This window comes from Nonomuraea sp. NPDC054003, from assembly GCF_055585125.1.
Genome location: NZ_JBVJKR010000014.1, coordinates 180,690 through 200,214, shown reverse-complemented (window position 1 = coordinate 200,214; position 19,525 = coordinate 180,690). Strand labels below are relative to the sequence as shown.

Genomic DNA, 19,525 nt, shown 5'->3' with positions numbered 1-19,525 from the left:
GCGTCAGGTCAGGTCAGGACGACGAGCAGAATGGTCACGCCGAGGGTGAGGTCGAGGACGGCGCAGAACTCGGCGAGCGAACGGGTCACGACCTTGTCCGCCCGCCAGACGATCACGTCCAGCACGACGTGCCCGATCAGGGCCGCGGCGACGAGGCAGCCGCCCAGGACGGGCGGCAGGGAGAGCCCGACCAGGGCGGCGCCGCCGAACACCAGCATCGCGGGGAGCTGGCCGGCCCTGAGCCCTGGCTCGCCCAGCATGCCGTTGACCAGGCCGAGCGCGGCCAGGGTGACGGCGCTCGCGACCAGCGTCGGCCACACGTCCAGGTCGAACAGCCGCAGCGCCGTCACTCCCACCACGGACATGCAGAACAACGTCCACACCACGCCCGGCTTCCCGATGACGGCGGTGGCCAGGTAGACGAGCGCGGCGAGGAACACCACCATCCCCTCGTCCCGCGCGTCTCCCATGTTCAGCGCGGAGAATGCGGCGAAGGCGAGCCCGGCCAGCGTCGGCCACCGGTGCGGCAGCGACCTGAGCAATCGGGCGGCGGGGGATACGGGTGTCTCGCTTGCGACGTGCATATCGCCGACTATCACCGCCAGGCCCGCCGCTCCTCCGGGCCCACGGCCCTACATGTCCGAATACTTGGGAATGTCGTCAGTTCGGACATGATCCAGCGCCGGGTTCGCCGCCGACGCAGAATGGCGGCATGAGAGCGATCGTGCAGGAAGCGTATGGCTCATTCGATGTCCTGAAATTACGTGACATCGACATGCCGGCGGTGAAGGACGACGAGGTGCTCGTCCGGGTGCGCGCCGCCTCCGTGCACCCCGACGTGTGGCATGTCGTGACCGGCCGGCCGTATGTCCTCCGCGTCATGGGGTCCGGGCTGCGCCGGCCGAAGGTCCGCGTTCCCGGCACGGACATGGCCGGGGTGGTCGAGGCGGTGGGCGCGGGCGTGACGCGGTTCCGGCCGGGCGACGAGGTGTTCGGCGAGACCCTGCACGGCATGCAGTGGAAGAACGGCGGCACCTTCGCCGAGTACGTCGCCGTACGGGAGGACAACCTGGCGCCCAAGCCCGGCGACGTGAGCTTCGAGCAGGCCGCGACCGTGCCCACCGCCGGGCTCATCACCCTGATGAACTTCCCGCCGGGCCCGCTGGGCGAGGTGCTGGTCAACGGCGCCGCCGGCGGCGTGGGCGGGCTCGCGGTGCAGATCGCCAAGGCCCGCGGCGCGACGGTGACGGGCGTCGAGCACACCTCCAAGCTCGACCTGGCGACCTCGCTCGGCGCCGACCACGTGATCGACTACACCAAGGAGGACTTCACCCGGCGCGGTGAGCGCTACGACCTCGTCTTCGACATCCCGGGCAACCGCCCGTTCGCGGAATGCCGCCGCGTGCTCAAGCCGGAAGGCACGTACGTTCTCATCGGTCACGACCACTACGGCGCGGGGGGCCATCAGGTGCTCGGCAGCCTGCCGCGCATGATCAAGCTGATGGCCCAGTCCATGTTCCACCGGCAGCTGCCGAAACCGACCGGGTCCCCGCCGCCCAGGAAGGAGTCGATGGCCGTGCTCACGGAGCTGCTGGAGACGGGCGGGCTCACCCCGGTCGTCGACCGCGCGTTCCCCCTGGAGGAGGCCCCCGCCGCCCTCCGCTACCTGACCGGGGGCACGGCCCGGGGCCGGATCGTCGTCGTCCCCTAGCCCGGTAACGTGGGGCGAATGCGGCTTCATGTGGGTTGTGCGATGTGGACGCACGGGCCGTGGCAGGGCCGGTTCCTGCCGCATCCGCTCCCGCCGGCGGAACGGCTGCGGGCCTACGCCACCTGGTGCAACGCCGTCGAGGGCAACACGACGTTCTACGCGACACCGGCCAGGAGCACGGTGGAGACATGGGCGGCCCAGACGGCGCCCGGCTTCCGGTTCGTGGTGAAGCTGCCCAAGACGATCACGCACGAGCGGCGGCTCTCGGGGGCCGACGAGCCGTTGCGCGAGTTCCTGGACGCGATCGAGCCGCTGGGCTCAAGGACGCACGCCCTGTGGATCCAGCTGCCCGGATCCTTCGGTCCCGGTGACCTCGGGACGCTGGCGGCGTTCCTGCACCGGCTGCCGCAGTCCTACCGCTACGCGGTCGAGGTGCGGCACAAGGCGTTCTTCGAGGACGCGCGGGCCGTCCGGTCGCTGGAAGGCGTGCTGGGCCGGGCCGGCGCCGAGTGGGTGCCGTTCGACACGGTGACGCTCTTCGGGACCCCGCCGGCCACCGACGCCGAGCGCGACGCCTGGGTCAAGAAGCCGCGGGTGCCGCGCCGGTCGGCCGCGCTCACGGACCGGCCGATCGTGCGCTACCTGGGCCGCGACGACGTCGACCGTACGGTGGAGGGGTGGGGCCACTGGGTCGGCGTGGTGACGGAGTGGCTGCGTGAGGGCCGCTCGCCGACGGTGTTCGTGCACACCCCCGACAACGCCGAGGCCCTGGAGCTCGCCCGCCGCTTCCACGACGCCGTGCGCGCCCGGCTGCCGCAGGTGGAGCCGCTGCCCGAGCCTGTCCCGGCCGAGCCGCCGACGCTGTTCTGACCAGCGGTCGTGGACGTGTCACCGTACGGACGGAAGGGCAGGCCGGTCGCATGGAGTACGGCGAGCTGCTGGAGGCGGCGCGCGGCGGCGACGAGAGGGCGTTCGGCAGCCTCGTCGGCCCGTTTCAGGACGAGCTGCGCGCCCACTGCTACCGGATGCTCGGCTCGGTGCACGACGCGGAGGATGCCGTGCAGGAGACGCTCGACCGGGCATGGCGGAGCATCGGCCGGTTCGAGGACCGGGACGGCTCGCTCCGCCCGTGGCTCTACCGGATCGCGACGAACCGGGCGTTGACCCTGGCCGAGCGGAGAGGCCGCCGGGAGCTGCCCGCGGACCTGCGGCCCGGGGTGACCGAGGTGGCGTGGCTGGAGCCGTACCCGGACCGGCTGATGGGCCCGGAGGCGCGGGCCGTGGAGCTGGAGAGCGTGGAGCTGGCGTTCGTGGCCGCGCTGCAGCACCTGCCCCCGGTGCAGCGGGCCGCCCTGCTGCTGCGCGACGTGCTCGGCTACACCGCCGCCGAGACGGCGGGCCTGCTGGACACGACGGTCCCGGCCGCCAACAGCGCGCTGCAACGCGCCCGCAAGGCCGTGACCGGCCTGCTGCCCGGTACGACGCAGCGGCGGGAGCTGGGCGCCGGCGGGCAGCGGGAGCTGGCCAGGCGGTACGCGGCGGCGTGGGAGGCGGGCGACGTCGAGGCGATCGTGGCGATGCTGACCGAGGACGCCAGATACTCGATGCCGCCGCGGATCGAGTGGTACGCGGGCCACGACGCCGTCCGCGGCTTCCTCATGGAGGCGGCGCGGCGGGAGCGCTGGCGGTTCGTGCCGGCGCGGGCCAACGGTCAGCTCGCGTTCGGCACGTACCGCTGGGACGGGACCGCGTACGTCCCCGGCGGGCTGGACGTGCTGGCCGTGCGGGACGGGCGGGTGGCCGAGGTGGTGTCGTTCCTGGAGGCCGACCTGACCGCGTTCGGGTTGCCGGCCGAGCTGCGATGAGTTTCCCGATCCGGCCGGGTTGTACGGGTGAGGGAGACCATCCAAGGAAAGGCCGGAGCTCATGCGTACCGATGACAAGCGGATCAGGGAACTCGTGGAGCGGTGGGCGCGCGCCGCGCATGCCGGCGACCTGGACGGGGTGGTCGCCGACCACGCCGACGACATCGTCATGTTCGACGTGCCGCCGCCCTACGAAGGGGTCCGCGGCATCGAGGCCTACCGGCGCACCTGGCCGGAGTTCTTCACCTGGCAGGCGGCGGGGGCCACGTACGACATCGTCTCGCTGGAGGTGACGGCGGGGGAGGACGTCGCGTACGCGTACGCGCTGCTGCGCTGCGGGATGCCGGACGACGACCCGAAGGTCCTGCTCCGGCTCACGTTCGGGCTGCGCAAGGAGGGTGGGCGGTGGGTGGTGGCGCACGAGCACCACTCGTTCCCGGTGGGCGCCGGGGCTTGAATCGAATCAAGCATCAACCGTGAGCGTAAGCGAGGGCTTCCCTCTGGGCTTGTGCGGTAGAAGGAAGAACGTTTTAATCCTCCTCTGAAGCACCGACAGGAGGAGGAGCCTTGATCGGCTATGGCGGCGACTGGAATCCGGAGCAGTGGCCCGAGGAGATCTGGGCCCAGGACGTCGCCCTGATGCGCGAGGCCGGCGTCAACCAGGTCAGCGTCGGCATCTTCTCCTGGGCGCTGCTGGAGCCGGTCGAGGGCAGGTTCGAGTTCGGCTGGCTGGACCGGGTCCTGGGCCTGCTGGCGGACAACGGCATCGGCGCCCTTCTCGCCACGCCGACCGCCTCGCCGCCGCCCTGGTTTGGCCACGCCTACCCCGAGGCGCTCCCGGTGGACGCCGACGGCCGGCGGCTCCACCACGGCAGCCGCCAGGGCTTCTGCCCCAGCTCGCCGATCTACCGCGATAAGGCCCTGCGCGTGGTGGAGCGGCTCGGCGAGCGCTACCGCGGGCACCCGGCGCTCAGGTTGTGGCACGTGCACAACGAGTACGGCTGCCACAACGCCCGCTGCTACTGCGACGCCTCCGCCGACGCCTTCCGCGCCTGGCTGCGCGGCCGGCACGGGACGCTGGACGCGCTCAACGACGCCTGGGGCACCGCCTTCTGGTCGCAGCGCTACAGCGCCTGGGAGCAGATCCTGCCGCCGCGCGCCACCCCGTCGTTCACCAACCCGGGGCAGCAGCTCGACTTCCGCAGGTTCAGCTCGGACGCGCTGCTCGACCTCTACCGCGCCGAGCGCGACCTGCTCGCCGGGCTGTCGCCGGACGTGCCGGCCACCACGAACATGATGGCGGGCGCGCACTGGGACATGGACTACTGGTCCTTCGCCAAGGAGGTGGACATCGTCTCCACCGACCACTACCTGATCGGCCCCGACCCGCACATCGACCTGGCGTTCGCCGCCGACTACGCCCGCTCGCTCGGCGGCGGCCGGCCGTGGCTGCTGATGGAGCACTCCACCAGCGCGGTCAACTGGCAGCCGGTCAACCGCGCCAAGCGCCCCGGCGAGCTGCGCCGCAACTCGGTCCAGCACCTGGCCAGGGGCGCGGACGCGATCATGTTCTTCCAGTGGCGGGCGTCCAGGGCGGGGGCCGAGAAGTGGCACTCGGCGATGCTCCCGCACGCCGGCACCGGCACGAAGATCTGGCGCGAGGTGACCGCCCTCGGCACGCTCCTCGGCGCCGCCGCCGAGGTGGCAGGCAGTACGGTCGAGGCCGACGTCGCGATCCTGCTCGACCACGCGAGCGTCTGGGCGCAGGACCACCCGGCCCAGCCCACCACCGAGCTGAAGCCGGTCGAGGTGATCAAGAGCTGGTACGCCGAGCTCTGGAAGCAGGGCGTCACCTGCGACGTCGTCCACCCGGAAGCCGATCTGTCCGGCTACCGCCTGGTCCTGGCGCCCTCGCTCTACCTGGTCAGCGACCACGGCGCCGCCGGTCTCGAACGCTTCGTGGCCGCCGGCGGGACCGCCCTGGCCGGCCCGTACAGCGGCATCGTCGACGAGCACGACCGCGTCAGGCTCGGCGGCTACCCGGGCGCCTGGCGCGACCTGTTCGGGGTGACCGTGGAGGAGTTCTTCCCGCTGGAGCCGGGGGAGAGCGTCACGCTGTCGGGCGGCGGCACCGGGACCGTGTGGACCGAGACCGCGCACACCACCACCGCCAAGGTGCTCGACACGTACGCCACCGGCGAGCCCGCCTGGACCCGCAACGCCTGGGGCGACGGGACGGCCCACTACCTGACCACCCTGCTCGCGGGCGACGACCTGGCGGCCGTGCTCCGCACGGTCTGCGACGAGGCGGGCGTCACCGCCCCGGCGGCTCCCGGCGTCGAGCTGGTGCGGCGGGCCCACCCGGACGGCCCGGCCTACCTGTTCGCCATCAACCACACCGGCGCGGACACGACGGTCGACGCCACCGGCACCGACCTGGCCACCGGCGACCCGTTCACCGGCGAACTCCCCGCGGGCGAGGTGCGGATCATCCGGCTCACGCCCGCCGGATAGCCCGTGGGAGGATCACGCGCGAACCCCGGGCGGATCCGGGGCGTCCTACACACGTGGACGGACAACGGGAGGCTGTCGTGAAGTTCGTGAGCGTGCTGGGCGCCGTGGCGCTCGTGGTCACCGCCGTACCCCCGGCGCAGGCGGCGGAGCGGACGGGGCCGGTGAGCGGGGCCGCCGTCTACGCCCGCTACGACGACGGCTACCGGATCGCCCACCACCGCCCGGGCTCCGGCCTGAAGACGCTGGCGGAGCTGAAGAACAGCGTGCAGTTCGCGGCCTCGCCCGACGGGCGGAAGGTCGCCTACGTCGCGGGCGGCGCGTTGCGGGTGCGCGACGGCGGCAAGGTGACGACCGTGGCACGCCGGGTGCAGGACGGCACGCCGTGCCTGACCCCCGCCTGGTCGCCCGACTCCCGGCGGGTCGCGTACGTGACGGGCTCGAAGGTGCGGGTGACCGACGGGCGGACCTCCAAGGTGCTGGGGAAGACGCGGGGCGTGTGCCACCTGACGTGGTCGCCCGACGGCCGCTACCTCGCCGGATACGCGGGCACCACCGACGGCGTCTACCGCCTCGACGTGAAGACGGGGAAGTCGGTCAGGGTCAAGGGCGTGAAGCTGGCCAACCACGTGCAGAGCCTGTCGCCGGGCGGCCGCTACGTGGTGGTGCGGACGCTCGGCCCTGACGACCCGGGCGGTGACGGCGGCTGGCCGGTGTGGTTCACGCCGACGGTGGTCGACACGGTCACCGGGCGCCGGGTGCCGATCCCGGTGAAGAGGGCGATCGGCGCCTTCTACCTGGCGGACGGCCGGCTGGTGGTGCGGGTGCGCGGGCAGGCCGCCAACACCTGGGCCGTGCTCGACCGGCGGGGCCGCGTCACCGAGCGGCTGACCGAGCCGTCCGCGGCCAGGGAACAGTCGCTGCTCCAGGTGCTCTGACCCCTGCCGGTGGATGATCTCTTCCAGTAGCATCGGCGGACGTGTCGGTCGTGCGCGGTCCCGTCCTCCTCTCGTACGTCGCCTTCGTCCTGGTCGGGGTGAGCGCCGGGGTCGCGGGGGTGCTGCTGCCCACGCAGATCGCCGACTACGGCGTCGACATGGCGACGATCGGCATCACGTTCTTCACCTTCTCCGCCGGTTACCTGATGGCCGGGTCGACGTCCGGGGCGCTCGTGCAGCGGTACGGGACGCGGCTGGCGCTGCTGGCGGGCGCGGGCTCGTTCGTGCTGTCGGCGTTGGTGCTGGGGGTGCGGCCGTCGTTCCTGGTGTTCGTGGCGGTGCAGGTGGTGGCCGGTTACGGGACGGGGCTGCTGGAGGCGGTGCTCAACGCGTACCTGGCGGGGCTGCCGTCGGCGACCACGCTGCTCAACCGGCTGCACGCGTTCTTCGGCGTCGGCGCGCTGGTGGGGCCGCTGCTGGCGACGTGGATGCTGACGTTCGCGCCGTGGAACGCCGTGTGGCTGGTCCTGGCCGGGCTGTTCGCGCCGCTGACGGTGGCCTTCGGGCTCACGTACCCGAAGGAGGCGGCCGCGTCGCAGGAAGAGGGGGCGCGCAGCGGGCTGCTCGGCACGGCGCTGCGCTCGCCCGCGGTGGTGCTGGCCTGCGCCTTCCTCGCCGTGTACGTGGGGCTGGAGACGGCCGTGGGCAACTGGGGGTTCACGTTCCTGGTGGACGAGCACACCCAGGCCGCCGAGGTGGCCGGGCCGATGGTGAGCGGCTACTGGCTGGGGCTGACCGCCGGGCGGTTCCTGATCAGCCCGGTCGCCGCCCGGCTCGGCTGGACCACGGCGGCCATGGCGTACGCGTGCCTGGCCGGGATCGCGGCGTCGGTGGCGCTGATCTGGGCGGCCCCGGCCGGTCTGGTGGCGGGCGCGGGGCTGGCGCTGCTCGGGTTCTTCCTCGGGCCGGTGTTCCCGACCGCGATGGCGGTGGTGCCGAACCTCACGGAGGCCAGGCTGGTGCCCACCGCCATCGGCGTCATGAACGGCGTGTCGGTCGTCGGCGGCGCGGTGTTCCCGTGGCTGGCCGGGGCGGTCGCCGAAGGCGTCGGCGTGTGGACGCTCATGCCGTTCTCGCTCACGCTGGCCCTGGTCCAGCTGGCGATCTGGCGCCTGCTCATGGCCCGGACGCGCTGACCGCTCACCTCGGCCGGCGGGCCTCCTCGGGCCCGTACTTCTCGTGGACCCGCCGCAGCATGTCCATCAGCTGTTCGTCCTCGCGGATCTTGGCCCGGTACTTCTCCGGCAGCCTGCGCAGCTCCTCCTCCTCGTCCTGGAGCCTGCGGTAGAAGTGCGCGCACTCCTCCGGGGAGCACTCCTCGTCCAGGAGCCTCGTGGCGTAGCGGCGGGTGGCCGAGGACATGTTCTGCGCCCGGCCCTTGGTGCTGGCCAGAGAGGCGAAGACGGTGATCGTCAGGAGGGTGACGATCACGATCAGGGACAGGCCGGTGGGGATCTCGACCACCGGGACGGGCTCGCCGTCGTTGATGAACGGCACGTTGTTCTCGTGCAGGGCGTGCAGGAAGAGCTTGACGCCGATGAACCCGAGGATCGCGGCGAGCCCGTACGAGAGGTAGATGAGCCGGTCGAGCAGGCCGTCGATGAGAAAGTAGAGCTGACGCAGGCCCAGCAGGGAGAACGCGGTGGCGGTGAAGACCAGGTAGACGTTCTGGGTGAGGCCGAAGATGGCCGGGATGGAGTCGAGCGCGAACAGCAGGTCGGTGCCGGCGATGGCCACCATGACGAGGAGCATCGGCGTGAGGACGCGCCTGCCGTTCTCGACGGTGGTCAGCTTGTCGCCGTCGTAGTGCTCGGAGGTCGGCAGGAAGCGCCTGGCCAGGCGGACCACGAAGTTGTCGCCCTTGTGGCTCTCCTCGCTCTCCGGCCTGACCAGGTGTCCGGCGGTGAAGAGCAGGATCAGGCCGAAGATGTAGAACACCCAGGCGAACGTGTTGATCAGCGTCGCGCCCAGGAAGATGAACCCGGTCCGCGCCACCAGCGCGAACGTGATGCCGAACAGCAGCACCTTCTGCTGGTCGGCCCTGGGCACCCGGAAACTCGCGATGATGATCAGGAACACGAACAGGTTGTCGACCGAGAGCGCCTTCTCCGTGATGTAACCGGCGAAGTATTCGGCCCCCATGTCGCCGCCGCCGAAGACCCACACGCCGAGCCCGAACACGACGGCGATGCCCACGTAGGCGGCCGACCAGGCCGCGGCCTCCCTGAGCGTGGGGATGTGCGCCTTGCGTACGTGGAAGACGTAGTCGAACAGCAGGAGGCCGGCGATCCCGAGGACCGTCAGCCACCATATGAGCGCCGGCACATCCACGTAGGCCCTCCAGATTCCGGACAGAGATCCTTCTGTTACCCCTCGCCGGAGAACTCACGCATCAGGCGATGCAGAGCTCGTTGCCCTCCGGATCGATGATCGTCACCCACCGGGTGGGGCCCTGCCGCCCCTTGTGGAGCACCTTCGCACCCTTGCCGACCAGCCGCTCCACCTCGGCGTCGATGCTGCCGGCCCCGGCGCGGACGTCGAGGTGGATCCGGTTCTTGACCGTCTTCCGCTCCGGCACGAGCTGGAACAGCACGCGCGGGGCGCGCTCCAGCCCGCCCGGGTGGCGGATCGCGGTGCCCTCCTTCCACACCAGCGCGCCCTTGTGGAACCCGGTGTCGGCCTCGGTGGCGTGGCCCTGCACGATCTGCCGGCGGATGAACGCCTCGTCCTGCCGCTCGACCTGCCAGCCCAGGGCGTCGGCCCACCAGTCGGCCAGATTGTGCGGGTCCTGTGAGTCGATGACCACCTGGATGTCGTGCGCCATGTGCCGATCCTAATAAGGTCTTTTCATCATGACTTCGGTACGCCGCTCCGGGATCGCACCATGAACGAACCATGGCAGGAAATCGGCGATCAGGTTTACGTCCGCCGCCACGAGTCCTATGACATGAACGTGGGCCTGGTGGTCGGCGACGGCCAGTGCCTGGTCCTCGACACGGGGATGTCCCACCGGGAGGCGGCCGACCTGGTCGCCGCAGTCCGCCGGGTCACCGGCAGCCCGTGGACGGTCGTCAACACGCACGCGCACTTCGACCACTACTTCGGCAACGCGATGTTCGGCCCGGCGGAGATCTGGGGACACGTCCGCTGCGCCGAGGAGATCGAGCTGCGCGGGGCCCACCACCGGGCCGGCGTGGTGGCCGCGCTCGGCGAGGAACGGCGGGCGGAGCTGGAGGAGGTGCGGATCGTGCCTCCCGACCACGTCTTCACCACGGCCGCCACGCTCGACATCGGCGGCCGGATCGTCCACCTGCGCCATTTCGGGCTCGGCCACACCTCCGGCGACATCGCGGCGCACGTGCCCGACGCGGGCGTGGTCTTCGCGGGCGACCTGGTCGAGGAGGGCGCGCCGCCGGCGTTCGGCGACGCGTACCCGCTCGACTGGCCCGGCACCACGGCCAGGATGCTGCGCGACATGCGCGAGCAGGTGTACGTGCCGGGCCACGGCGCGGTCGTCGGCCGCGACTTCGTGATCGGGCAGCACGAGGAGCTGTCGGTGGTGGCCGAGCTGGCCCGCCGCGCCCACGTGGAAGGGCTGCGCGACCTCATCGGGAAGTTCCCCTATGACGAGGACGTCACCCGTACCGCGATCGGCAGGGCCTTCGCGCAGCTCGACGGAGAGCTTCCCTGAAGACGGGCATTTCGCTATAGTGCATATTGCACTATCAAGGGAGGCATGATGGCGCGACGCCACGACCTGGTGGGGCTCACCGTCCTCGCCATGCTCTCGGTACGCGCCAGCCACCCTTACGAGCTGCACCGTTTCATCGTCGACACGCACAAGGACTACGTGACCGGCCTGCCGAGGAGCCTCTACCACGCGGTGGACCGGCTGGCCAAGGACGAGCTGATCACCCCGGCGGAGACCGGTCGCGAGGGCCGCAGGCCGGAGCGCACGGTCTACGAGATCACCGACGAGGGCAGGCAGGAGCTGACCGTCCGGATGCGCAGGCTGCTGGAGCAGCCGGAGCCCGACCGGCGCACGTTCGTCGCCGCCGTCTCGATGATCGGGGTGCTGGCTCCGGAGGCCGCGCTCAAGGCGCTGCGCACCCGCACGGCCGCACTCCAGGGCTCGATCGGGGGCATCGACGCGCACCTGGCCACCCTGGCCGAGAACGGGCTGCCGGAGATGCTCATGCTGGAGCTGGAGTGTGACCGCGCCCTCTACGGCGCCGAGCTCGACTGGGTGCGCACGGTCATCGGCCGCATCGAGCGCGGCGAGCTCGACTGGTCGGGCACGGTCAAACAGTCGCTGATGGAGGAGCTGCTCGACGAATGAAGCGGCCGCCGGAGTGCGCCAACACCCCGGCGGCCATCCGAACACGGCGCCTGCCCTGTCCAGACTCGCAGTCTCAGGATAGGCGCCGCCGACCACGGGAGTGTGCCATGTCCGCTGAGATCCGCCGGTTGCTCGACCGCGTCTACGAGATCTGGAACGCCGGTGACGCCGCCGCCTACGCGGCGCTGTTCACCGAGGACGCCGACTACATCACCTACTTCGGCGCCAACCTGAAGGGCCGGCAGGCCATCGAGGACGCCCACCGGCAGCTGTTCACGATGCCGATCAAGCTGGAGAGCCGGGGCGAGCCCGCGATCAGGGAGCTCGGCGACGGGGTCGCGCTGGTCATCGCCACCGGCGGCTCCACCGTCGACGGCGAGCCCGAGCCCGAGCGCGACTCCGTCCTCACCTACACGGCGGTCCGGACGCCGGAGGGCTGGCGGTTCGCCTCCTTCCAGAACACCCGGGTGAGCCGGCCGTGAAGAAGCTCGTCACGGAGGTGTCGGGCGTCGTCGAGGCGCCCGCCGCCCAGGTGCGCGCCGCCCTGGCACGGGCTCTCCTGCCCGGCGGCAGGGACGTCCACGGGCGGTTCACCGTCCAGGACGCGCCGGGCCACACGTCCACGGTCGAGGTCACCGGTTCGGTGATCGCGTTCCAGGGCGGCTGGTGGTACCGCGGCGAGTGGTCGCTCGCGCCGCACCCGTCGGGGACGCTGCTGGTGCACCGCGTCTACAACGTCGCCCGGCGGGCGCGCTGGGGCGTGGGTCTCGCCAACCGGTTCTTCGCCGGCTTCGCCGAGGAGACCCGCCGCTCCTTCACCGACACCCTCACCCGCCTCGGCGCCGACCTGGGGACCCGCACCCGGGTGACCTGATCAGGTGGCGGCGCAGGTGTCGTGGGTGGCGTCGAAGCCCTTGAGCGCCTCGCTGTCGGCCGGGTCCAGGGGCTTGAGGCCGCGCCAGTCGTCGCCCACCACCAGCACCAGCCGGGCCGTGCGGGCTCCCGGCACCGCCCGCGGCGTGGCCGTGCGCACGTCGCGGGCGAGTGTCGGCACGCGCGCCTCGCCGTTCGTCCCGTACAGGATCACGGACTTGCGGTACGGCTTGCGCGCGGTGTCGCCGACCTGGGTGACGTGGTAGCCGCGCTGCTCCAGCGCCGCCGCGACCTCGGTGGCGATGCCGCGGCGGTAGGTGCCGTTGCGCAGCTCCACCGCCACCTCCGACCGGGGCACCCGGGTCTGGCCGCCGCGCACGCCGTCGAGGCTGCCGTCCCTGGCCACGATGCGGAAGAGCCGGTCGGCCTGCGGGCGCTCCCACTCGACGCGGCCCGGCTGGGTCGTCGAGTAGTGCCAGGGCGTGGTGATGAAGCGGATCCGGCCGGCGTTCAGGCCCTGGAGGCTCTCGGCCAGGTCCTTCATGACGCCGAGGGTGAAGTCGGGGTCGGTGGTGACGGCCCGGGTGCCGGCGTCGAGGAAGCCGATCAGCCGGGCCGGGTCGGTGAGCGTGTCGCCGCTCATCACCTTCTTCACCATCGAGGCGATGAACCGCTGCTGCCGCTGGATCCGCCCGATGTCAGAGCCGTCGCCGAAGGAGTAGCGGGCGCGGACGTAGCCGAGCGCCCGCTCGCCGTTGAGCGTGTGGCGGCCGGCGGGCAGGTGGAGCATGGCCTTGTCGTCGTCGACCCGGCGCGACAGGCACACCTCGACGCCGCCGATGGCGTCGACCATGCTCTTGAACCCGGAGAAGTCGACCTTGACGAAGTGGTCGATGTGGATGCCGGTGAGCGACTCGACGGTCTTCCAGATGCAGGCGATGCCGCCATTGTTGAACGATTCGTTGATCATGCCGACGTGCGGCTGCTGGCCGGAGTGGCCCTCACGGGGGCGGCAGGCGGGCAGGCGGACCACCGAGTCACGCGGGAAGCTGACCACGACCGCGTCGTCGCGCCGGGACGACAGGTGGGCCAGCATGATCGTGTCGGTGCGCTCGCCTTCGATGCGGTGGCCGTAGCGGGCGTTCTTGCCGTCGCGCTGGTCGGAGCCGACGATCAGCACGTTCACGGAGGTCATGGCGACCTTGGGCGGGCGGGTGGCGCCCAGCTCGCCGGTCACGTCGATGTGGCGGACGTTGCCGGTGAGCTTGAGCACGACGCCCACTCCGGCGGCCGTCACCAGCAGCACGGTCGCACCGGCGCCGACCGCCAGCCGCCGCAGCCAGCGGCGGCGCGGCGGCGAGCTGGAGGTCGGGGGTGCGTCGATGAGCCCGCTGGTCACGAGACTCCCCAGGGAGACGGGGCCGCGGGTGGCAGCCCTAGGCGCGTGGTGGGTCCGGCCGAACGATAGTACTGAAACGGACCGGGTGTGGTGTCCGTATCGGTCGACTGCCGGTATACGGAGCGTCACCGCTCAGCCGTCGGGCATGCAGGCGGGCGGACGGCCCGAGGTCGGCCACACGTACTCCAGGTCGTCCGGCTCGTCGCCGAAGATCGGCCGGTAGAACGCCGGGTCCTTGCGCAGCAGCGCCGAGCGGTGGCTGAGGTGCAGGGCGGGGTCGCCCAGCCACGGCGGCAGCTCGCCCGACCCGGCCAGCTCCGCCTGGCTGCGCGCGGCCGGGGTGCCGCAGTGCTCGGCCAGCTCCCGCGTCAGGGTGCCCGCGCAGGTGTCGGCCCGGCCCAGCGAGCACCAGTGGCGGCACACCTCCAGCCCGTAGCGCACCAGCGCCTCCTCGAACCCGGCCCACATCTTCACCACCGGGTGGTGCCGCCAGCCGTAGCCGGGCACCGTCAGCGCCCGCAGCACCTGCAGGCACTCCACCCGTTGCTTGCCCAGCCTGAGCGGGTCCAGGACGTCCGCGGTGCGGGCGAAGTCCGGGTAGGGCAGGAAGGTCTGCATAGCGGTCTCCCTGCCCTGGCCAGGGTGTTCACACGTGCGCGGCGAGCCACGGGCGGAGCACCGGCAGCACCGCGGCCGGCTGCATGGCCCGCGCGTGGTCGAGCCCGTCGAGCACCACCACGTCCCAGCCGAGCGCCTCCAGCTCGGCCCGGCGGCGGACGACCGGCCCGGCGATGTCGACGCGCGTGCCGCCCCACCGCTCGTCGTACTCGATCACGTCGGCGGATCCGGCGAAGCACAGCCTCGGGCAGGTGACCGCCCGCTGCGCGGCCAGGTCGTCGAAGTCCTCGAGCGCCTCGTACAGGGTGACGAACTGCCTCGCCTGGCCGTCCGACATGTCGACCTCCACGGTCGACCAGTCGCCGGGGGTGGCTTCCTTGCCGGTCGCCGACCCCACCATCGCGAGGGTCGCCCTGGTCACGTCGAGCATCTCCGCGTACGGGCCCTCGACGGGCGGGTAGCCGCCCATGACGAGCCCGTCGAGCCGGTCGGTGCGGATCGCGAGCTGCAGCCCGCTGAGGGCGAGCCAGGAGTAGCCGTAGTAGGCGAACCGGCCGGCTCCCACGGCGTCGGCCACGGCCAGCAGGTCGGCGGCCACGTTGTCCGGGGTGAGCGTCTCGGCCTTCGGGTGGGCGAGCACATGGCCCTCGTAGTCGAACGCGGCCACCCGGACCTGGTCGCCGAGCCCTTCCATGAGCGAGCGCCCCAGCGCGGGGTCGGCGCCCCAGGCGCGCATCGCCTCGGCCTGCGCTCCTTCGGCGGGCCTGGGGTTGACGGGCAGCAGCAGCGTGGGACCGGCGCCGTGCACCACGATCTCGATCGTGCTGCCGTCGTGCAGCCTGGCTTCGGGCATGACATCTCCATACGCCGTAAAGGATTCTCGACGAGAGAATACCTTAGGGCGTAAGGAGATCGTCCATGGCGCGGCGGCGGGTCGCCGTGGCGGGGGCGGGCCGGTACAGGATCGCCCGGGCCGCCACCAGGACGCACACGGTCCCCAGCAGGAGTCCCCACACGGTGTCGCTGACGAAGTGCATCCCCCGGTACAGGCGCGAGAACGCGACCGCGAGCGCCGCCCCCACGGCGACCACCCACACGGCCGCCCGCAGCACGGGATGGCGCGTCCGCGTGGACAGCACCAGCGCCAGCCCGCAGTAGAACGCCACCGCGGCGCTGGTGTGCCCCGACGGGAAGCTGGACGTGGGCGGGGCCGGGTCGAGGTGGGGCACGTCCGGCCTGGTCCGGTCGATGACCGCGGTCGTCGCCAGGAAGATCAGCGACTGGCTCCACACGGCCGCGACGAGGAAGGCGGACTCGCGCCAGCGCCCGAAGGCCCACCGGAAGGCGAGGGCCGAGATCGCGGTGAGCGCCACGATGTACGGGGTGTCGGACAGGCTGCTGCCGAAGTCGGTGGCCGCGTTCCACGGGCCGGTCCGCCCGGCGGCCAGCATGTCGCTGACGGCGGCCTCACCGGTGGGCACGGAGAGGATCAGCTCCCCCGCCGCGAAGGTCACCCCGGCCATCAGCGCCAGCGGCAGGACCAGGGATAAAGCGTAGTATCGAAGATCAGTAACGGTCATGTCCCGTCCTCACCGCCTCGGGTTCCACTCCCTCCAGATGCGGCGACGCCCGCTTGCGCCCCTGCTGTCGCCGCCAGGTCTCGAACGCGGCCACCGTCGCCGCCAGCACGGCCACGCCGAGCACGACCCCGCCCAGCACGTCGCTCACCCAGTGCACGCCCAGCGCCACCCTCGTGTACGAGACGGTCACGATCATGAAGACGGCCCCCGCCCACGCGGCGACCCGTCCCCACGCGGGCAGATGGGGCAGGGCGAGCAGCAGCAGGATCCCGGCCCCGAGCGTCGCGTGCAGCGCGTGGCCCGACGGGAACGCCATGCCCGGGGCGAGCGCCACCGGATCGGGCAGGCTGGGCCTCGCCCGATCCACGATGATCTTCAGGAGCCAGCCGACCAGGCCGCCCACCACGATCGTGGTCACCGCCCACAGCGCCGCGCCCTCGCGCCGCCGCCGCCACAGCCAGACCGCCAGCACGAGCACGACGGCCCGCCACGACCACGGCCCGAACACGTCCGTCCACACGATGAGCAGGTCCGTCACCAGAGGGTTGGCCCGCGCGTACACGTGCAGGTCGTGCGCCACCCGCGCGTCCAGCGGGTTGAGCGGCAGCTTGGCCAGCACGAGCAGCAGCATGAAGGGGATCGTGAGGGTCACCACCGTGACCGACGCGATCGTCAACCTGATGGGCAGCCCGTGCTCACCCCTGAGTCGCGTCGCCATCCACCGCCGCATGAGGCTCGCGGCTACCCCCAGCCGCGCGCCTCATGCGCCGCCCGGCCGCCGACGACCTTTCCGCCTGCCATCGTGAGCGTGTCGTGGGCGCGCGCGGCGGCGTCGCGCGTCGCCATCACCACCGTCTGTCCCAGGTCCTCGGCCAGCTCCGCGAGCAGATCGAGGACCCCGGCGGCGGGGCCGGGCCCGAGCCCTCCAACGGGCTCGTCCGCGAACAGGACCGCGGGCCGGGCCGCGAGCGCCCGGACGACGGCGGCCCGCTGCCGCTGCTCCCCGGACAGCTCGGCGGGCCGGAGATGGAGCCGGTCGGCCAGCCCCGCCCGGCCGACCAGCTCCCGCAGCCACGCCCGGTCCGGGCGGAGCCGCGCCAGGCGGAGCGGCAGGGCGAGGTTCTGCTCGACGGTGAGCGACGGCAGCAGGTTGCAGGAAGGGAAGACGTGACCGGCGTTCGCGCGCCGCCACTCGTCACGCTCGGTCTCGCCGAGCGCGGTGACGTCCACGCCGTCGACGGTGACCGTGCCGGAGGTGGGCAGGTCGAGGGCGGACGCGCAGTGCAGCAGCGCGCTCTTGCCCGACCCCGGCGGCCCCACCACGGCGAGGAACCGCCCGGCGGTGACGGTGAGCGACACGTCGTCGAGCGCGACCGTCCCGCCGTGGAACTTGCTGACGTGCTCCAGAGTCACGGCTCCGGTCACGCGCCGCGCCTGTTGCGGTGGTCGACGACGAGGCCGGCGATGCACGCCAGGGCGAGCACGCCGGTGGCGGCGCCGACGAGCATGCCCCACCCGCCGACGGCGTTGGCGACGACGTTGGCCGCGGCGCTGACGAGCAGGCCGGTCCACAGGGCCATGCGCGGCATGACGGACTTCTGGGCGGCGGAGGAATTGTATGAATCAGTCATGGCGGCAACGTTAGGAACGGCGCAGCCCCCGGAGAATCCCGCCCGCTGCCCTCTCCGCGGTACAGCAGGCTGGAGTGACGGCCTGTCCGGTTGTCCGTAGATTGGCCGGTGATGATGAGAAACGCCGTCGAGGCGCTCGACCGCCTCGCGGGCGGCCTCGGCACCGCCGTGCTCGCCCTGGCCACCGTGGCCTGCTGGGTGATCGTCGGCACGGCGTCGCTGTTCTGGATCGGCCTGCCGCTGCTGCCCTCGGTGATGGCGATGACCAGGGTGGTGGCGGACAAGGAGCGGGTCAGGCTGGGCCGCTGGGGCGAACAGGCGCTGAGCCCGTACGAGACCTCCATCGAGGATCTGCCCTGGCAGGACGCGGTGCGCGCCGCCCGGCGCGACCCGGCCACCTGGCGCGACCTGCGCTGGCTGTGCCTGCACGCGACGTCCGGCCTCGTGCTGGGGCTGCTCGGCATCGCCTTCCCGGTCATGGCCGTGCGGGACCTCTCGTTCCCCCTGTGGTACGGGCTGCTTCCCGAGACCGAGACGACCAGCACCATGTACCTGCCGGTCGACTCATGGACGGGCATCGCGGGCACGGCGCTGATCGGCCTGGTCTGGGCGCTGCTCAGCCTGACGATCGGCCCCGGCATGGCCAGGCTGCAGGCGCTGCCCGGGCGGCGGCTGCTGCCGCCGCACCCGTCGGTCGACCTGTCGCACCGGATCGCCCAGCTCACCGCCACCCGGGCGGGCGCTCTGCAGGCGCACGCCGCCGAGCTGCGCCGCATCGAGCGCTCGCTGCACGACGGCGCGCAGAACCGGCTGGTGGCCGTGGTCGTGCTGGTCGCGGCCGCCAAGCGGGCGCTGGAGCGCGATCCCGCGACGGCCGGCCCGGTGCTGGACCGCGCCCAGGAAGCCGCCGAGACGGCGCTGACCGAGCTGCGCGGCGTGGTGCGCGGCATCCTGCCGCCGATTCTGCAGGACAGGGGCCTGGCGGGCTCGCTCGCCGCGCTGGCCTCCGACTGCCCGGTGCCGTGCAAGGTGTCGGTGGGCGAACTGGGCGCGCTGCCGCTGTCGGTGGAGACCACCGCGTACTTCACGGTGGCGGAGGCGCTCACCAACGTGGCCAAGCACAGCGGCGCCACGCACGCCCGGGTGGCGCTGGACCGGCGCGGCGACACGCTGCGCGTCGAGATCGAGGACGACGGGCACGGCGGCGCGGCGGAGCGGGACGGCTCCGGCCTGGCGGGCATCCGCCGCCGGGTGGCGGCGCACGACGGCGTCCTCACCCTGGACAGCCCGGCAGGCGGGCCGACGAGAATCGAGGTGGAGTTGCCGTGCGTGTCGTGATCGCCGAGGATGACGCTCTGTTGCGCGAAGGGCTGGCGCTGCTGCTGGGCGGTGAGGGGTTCGAGGTGGCCGCGGCCGTGCCCGACCCGGACGCGTTCATGAAGGCGGTGGCCGAGCACCATCCGGACGTGGCGGTGGTGGACGTGCGGATGCCGCCCACCCACACCGACGAGGGCATCAAGGCGGCGGTCGAGGCCAGGCGGCTGCACCCGGAGCTGGCGGTGCTCGTGCTGTCGGCGTACGTGGAGCAGGCGTTCGCCACCGAGCTGCTGGCCGGCGGCGCCAACGGGATCGGCTACCTGCTGAAGGAACGGGTGGGCCGGGTCGGCGAGTTCATGACCGCGCTGGAGCGGGTGGCGGCCGGCGGCACCGCCATCGACCCGGAGGTGGTGGCCCAGCTCTTCACCCGCCGCGACGGGCCGCTGGACCGGCTCACCGCCAGGGAGCTGGAGGTGCTCGCGCTGATGGCCGAGGGCCTGGGCAACACGGCCATCGCCGAGCGGCTGGTGGTCACGGAAGGCGCCGTGCACAAGCACATCCGCAGCATCTTCGCCAAGCTCGACCTGTCACCCGCCGACCGCGTCGACCGCCGCGTCGCCGCCGTCCTCCACTACCTGAACGCCTGACCCCGGCCCTGCCCGTCGCCTCCGGCGGATCGTCGG

General features: G+C 72.3%; 23 protein-coding genes. 13 read left to right on the top strand and 10 right to left on the bottom strand.

Annotated elements, in window-relative coordinates:
• Positions 1-8: 8 nt before the first annotated feature.
• The gene (locus ACZ6YG_RS33185) at positions 9-584 is read right to left on the bottom strand and encodes a hypothetical protein (RefSeq protein ID WP_466020183.1); all 576 of its coding nucleotides are present in this window, start codon (positions 582-584) and stop codon (positions 9-11) included.
• 128 nt (positions 585-712) lie between these two features.
• Between ACZ6YG_RS33185 and ACZ6YG_RS33180 the strand changes: the two genes are divergently transcribed.
• The 7 genes from ACZ6YG_RS33180 (at position 713) to ACZ6YG_RS33150 (ending at position 8,221) form a co-directional block, all read left to right on the top strand.
• Positions 713-1,711, top strand: coding sequence for an NAD(P)-dependent alcohol dehydrogenase (locus tag ACZ6YG_RS33180; RefSeq protein ID WP_219551786.1), 999 nt, complete (start codon positions 713-715; stop codon positions 1,709-1,711).
• 42 nt (positions 1,712-1,753) lie between these two features.
• A complete protein-coding gene (locus ACZ6YG_RS33175; protein ID WP_466020182.1) occupies positions 1,754-2,581 on the top strand; it encodes a DUF72 domain-containing protein in 828 nt (275 codons plus the stop codon).
• Positions 2,582-2,631: 50 nt separating this feature from the next.
• Positions 2,632-3,576: an RNA polymerase subunit sigma-70 gene (locus tag ACZ6YG_RS33170; RefSeq protein ID WP_466020181.1), complete on the top strand. Its 945-nt coding sequence runs from the start codon at positions 2,632-2,634 to the stop codon at positions 3,574-3,576.
• A 61-nt stretch (positions 3,577-3,637) separates the two neighbouring features.
• Positions 3,638-4,033 (top strand): nuclear transport factor 2 family protein, encoded by a 396-nt coding sequence (locus tag ACZ6YG_RS33165; protein ID WP_271278704.1) that lies wholly within the window; start codon positions 3,638-3,640, stop codon positions 4,031-4,033.
• Positions 4,034-4,143: 110 nt separating this feature from the next.
• Entirely contained in the window at positions 4,144-6,090 is a 1,947-nt protein-coding gene (locus ACZ6YG_RS33160; protein ID WP_271278705.1) for a beta-galactosidase, read from the top strand.
• Positions 6,091-6,167: 77 nt separating this feature from the next.
• Complete coding sequence (locus ACZ6YG_RS33155; RefSeq protein ID WP_219551776.1) at positions 6,168-7,025, top strand: TolB family protein; 858 nt, start codon at positions 6,168-6,170, stop codon at positions 7,023-7,025.
• 41 nt (positions 7,026-7,066) lie between these two features.
• A complete protein-coding gene (locus ACZ6YG_RS33150) occupies positions 7,067-8,221 on the top strand; it encodes an MFS transporter (protein ID WP_466020180.1) in 1,155 nt (384 codons plus the stop codon).
• A 4-nt stretch (positions 8,222-8,225) separates the two neighbouring features.
• Here ACZ6YG_RS33150 and ACZ6YG_RS33145 read toward each other — a convergent pair whose 3' ends face one another.
• Entirely contained in the window at positions 8,226-9,416 is a 1,191-nt protein-coding gene (locus ACZ6YG_RS33145; protein WP_466020179.1) for a TerC family protein, read from the bottom strand.
• A 61-nt stretch (positions 9,417-9,477) separates the two neighbouring features.
• A complete protein-coding gene (locus tag ACZ6YG_RS33140; protein WP_466020178.1) occupies positions 9,478-9,909 on the bottom strand; it encodes a VOC family protein in 432 nt (143 codons plus the stop codon).
• A 60-nt stretch (positions 9,910-9,969) separates the two neighbouring features.
• Between ACZ6YG_RS33140 and ACZ6YG_RS33135 the strand changes: the two genes are divergently transcribed.
• The 4 genes from ACZ6YG_RS33135 (at position 9,970) to ACZ6YG_RS33120 (ending at position 12,298) form a co-directional block, all read left to right on the top strand.
• Positions 9,970-10,776, top strand: a complete 807-nt coding sequence (locus ACZ6YG_RS33135; RefSeq protein ID WP_148035834.1) for an MBL fold metallo-hydrolase — start codon at positions 9,970-9,972, stop codon at positions 10,774-10,776.
• A gap of 45 nt (positions 10,777-10,821) precedes the next feature.
• Complete coding sequence (locus tag ACZ6YG_RS33130) at positions 10,822-11,424, top strand: PadR family transcriptional regulator (RefSeq protein ID WP_466020177.1); 603 nt, start codon at positions 10,822-10,824, stop codon at positions 11,422-11,424.
• Between the two features lie 107 nt (positions 11,425-11,531).
• Positions 11,532-11,906: an SgcJ/EcaC family oxidoreductase gene (locus tag ACZ6YG_RS33125; RefSeq protein WP_148035833.1), complete on the top strand. Its 375-nt coding sequence runs from the start codon at positions 11,532-11,534 to the stop codon at positions 11,904-11,906.
• The gene (locus ACZ6YG_RS33120) at positions 11,903-12,298 is read left to right on the top strand and encodes a hypothetical protein (protein ID WP_148035832.1); all 396 of its coding nucleotides are present in this window, start codon (positions 11,903-11,905) and stop codon (positions 12,296-12,298) included. Before ACZ6YG_RS33125 ends, ACZ6YG_RS33120 begins: the two co-directional genes overlap by 4 nt.
• Here ACZ6YG_RS33120 and ACZ6YG_RS33115 read toward each other — a convergent pair whose 3' ends face one another.
• The 7 genes from ACZ6YG_RS33115 to ACZ6YG_RS33085 form a co-directional block, all read right to left on the bottom strand.
• Positions 12,299-13,696: an LCP family protein gene (locus ACZ6YG_RS33115; protein ID WP_148035831.1), complete on the bottom strand. Its 1,398-nt coding sequence runs from the start codon at positions 13,694-13,696 to the stop codon at positions 12,299-12,301.
• Between the two features lie 132 nt (positions 13,697-13,828).
• A complete protein-coding gene (locus ACZ6YG_RS33110) occupies positions 13,829-14,314 on the bottom strand; it encodes an MSMEG_6728 family protein (protein ID WP_219551760.1) in 486 nt (161 codons plus the stop codon).
• Between the two features lie 28 nt (positions 14,315-14,342).
• A complete protein-coding gene (locus ACZ6YG_RS33105; protein WP_466020176.1) occupies positions 14,343-15,167 on the bottom strand; it encodes an alpha/beta fold hydrolase in 825 nt (274 codons plus the stop codon).
• Positions 15,168-15,210: 43 nt separating this feature from the next.
• Complete coding sequence (locus ACZ6YG_RS33100; protein WP_148035828.1) at positions 15,211-15,894, bottom strand: phosphatase PAP2 family protein; 684 nt, start codon at positions 15,892-15,894, stop codon at positions 15,211-15,213.
• Positions 15,881-16,612 carry a phosphatase PAP2 family protein gene (locus ACZ6YG_RS33095; protein WP_466020175.1) on the bottom strand — a complete coding sequence of 244 codons (732 nt, stop codon included), beginning with the start codon at positions 16,610-16,612 and terminating at the stop codon, positions 15,881-15,883. Before ACZ6YG_RS33095 ends, ACZ6YG_RS33100 begins: the two co-directional genes overlap by 14 nt.
• 23 nt (positions 16,613-16,635) lie before the next feature.
• Entirely contained in the window at positions 16,636-17,319 is a 684-nt protein-coding gene (locus tag ACZ6YG_RS33090) for an ABC transporter ATP-binding protein (protein ID WP_466020174.1), read from the bottom strand.
• Entirely contained in the window at positions 17,316-17,525 is a 210-nt protein-coding gene (locus tag ACZ6YG_RS33085) for a hypothetical protein (protein ID WP_148035825.1), read from the bottom strand. Before ACZ6YG_RS33085 ends, ACZ6YG_RS33090 begins: the two co-directional genes overlap by 4 nt.
• A 111-nt stretch (positions 17,526-17,636) precedes the next feature.
• On the opposite strand from ACZ6YG_RS33085, the gene ACZ6YG_RS33080 reads away from it, so the two are divergent.
• Both ACZ6YG_RS33080 and ACZ6YG_RS33075 read left to right on the top strand, forming a co-directional pair.
• A complete protein-coding gene (locus tag ACZ6YG_RS33080; protein WP_466020173.1) occupies positions 17,637-18,863 on the top strand; it encodes a sensor histidine kinase in 1,227 nt (408 codons plus the stop codon).
• Complete coding sequence (locus tag ACZ6YG_RS33075) at positions 18,851-19,489, top strand: response regulator (protein WP_148035823.1); 639 nt, start codon at positions 18,851-18,853, stop codon at positions 19,487-19,489. The genes ACZ6YG_RS33080 and ACZ6YG_RS33075 overlap by 13 nt, the downstream gene beginning before the upstream one ends.
• Positions 19,490-19,525 lie beyond the last annotated feature (36 nt).

Bases quoted from the DNA above. Each gene is read 5' to 3' on its own strand.
- ACZ6YG_RS33185 (WP_466020183.1), bottom strand. From the start codon at position 584: ATGCACGTCGCAAGCGAGACACCCGTATCCCCCGCCGCCCGATTGCTC.
- ACZ6YG_RS33180 (WP_219551786.1), top strand. From the start codon at position 713: ATGAGAGCGATCGTGCAGGAAGCGTATGGCTCATTCGATGTCCTGAAA.
- ACZ6YG_RS33175 (WP_466020182.1), top strand. From the start codon at position 1,754: ATGTGGACGCACGGGCCGTGGCAGGGCCGGTTCCTGCCGCATCCGCTC.
- ACZ6YG_RS33170 (WP_466020181.1), top strand. From the start codon at position 2,632: ATGGAGTACGGCGAGCTGCTGGAGGCGGCGCGCGGCGGCGACGAGAGG.
- ACZ6YG_RS33165 (WP_271278704.1), top strand. From the start codon at position 3,638: ATGCGTACCGATGACAAGCGGATCAGGGAACTCGTGGAGCGGTGGGCG.
- ACZ6YG_RS33140 (WP_466020178.1), bottom strand. From the start codon at position 9,909: ATGGCGCACGACATCCAGGTGGTCATCGACTCACAGGACCCGCACAAT.
- ACZ6YG_RS33135 (WP_148035834.1), top strand. From the start codon at position 9,970: ATGAACGAACCATGGCAGGAAATCGGCGATCAGGTTTACGTCCGCCGC.
- ACZ6YG_RS33130 (WP_466020177.1), top strand. From the start codon at position 10,822: ATGATGGCGCGACGCCACGACCTGGTGGGGCTCACCGTCCTCGCCATG.
- ACZ6YG_RS33125 (WP_148035833.1), top strand. From the start codon at position 11,532: ATGTCCGCTGAGATCCGCCGGTTGCTCGACCGCGTCTACGAGATCTGG.
- ACZ6YG_RS33110 (WP_219551760.1), bottom strand. From the start codon at position 14,314: ATGCAGACCTTCCTGCCCTACCCGGACTTCGCCCGCACCGCGGACGTC.
- ACZ6YG_RS33105 (WP_466020176.1), bottom strand. From the start codon at position 15,167: ATGCCCGAAGCCAGGCTGCACGACGGCAGCACGATCGAGATCGTGGTG.
- ACZ6YG_RS33100 (WP_148035828.1), bottom strand. From the start codon at position 15,894: ATGACCGTTACTGATCTTCGATACTACGCTTTATCCCTGGTCCTGCCG.
- ACZ6YG_RS33095 (WP_466020175.1), bottom strand. From the start codon at position 16,612: ATGGCGACGCGACTCAGGGGTGAGCACGGGCTGCCCATCAGGTTGACG.
- ACZ6YG_RS33085 (WP_148035825.1), bottom strand. From the start codon at position 17,525: ATGACTGATTCATACAATTCCTCCGCCGCCCAGAAGTCCGTCATGCCG.
- ACZ6YG_RS33080 (WP_466020173.1), top strand. From the start codon at position 17,637: ATGATGAGAAACGCCGTCGAGGCGCTCGACCGCCTCGCGGGCGGCCTC.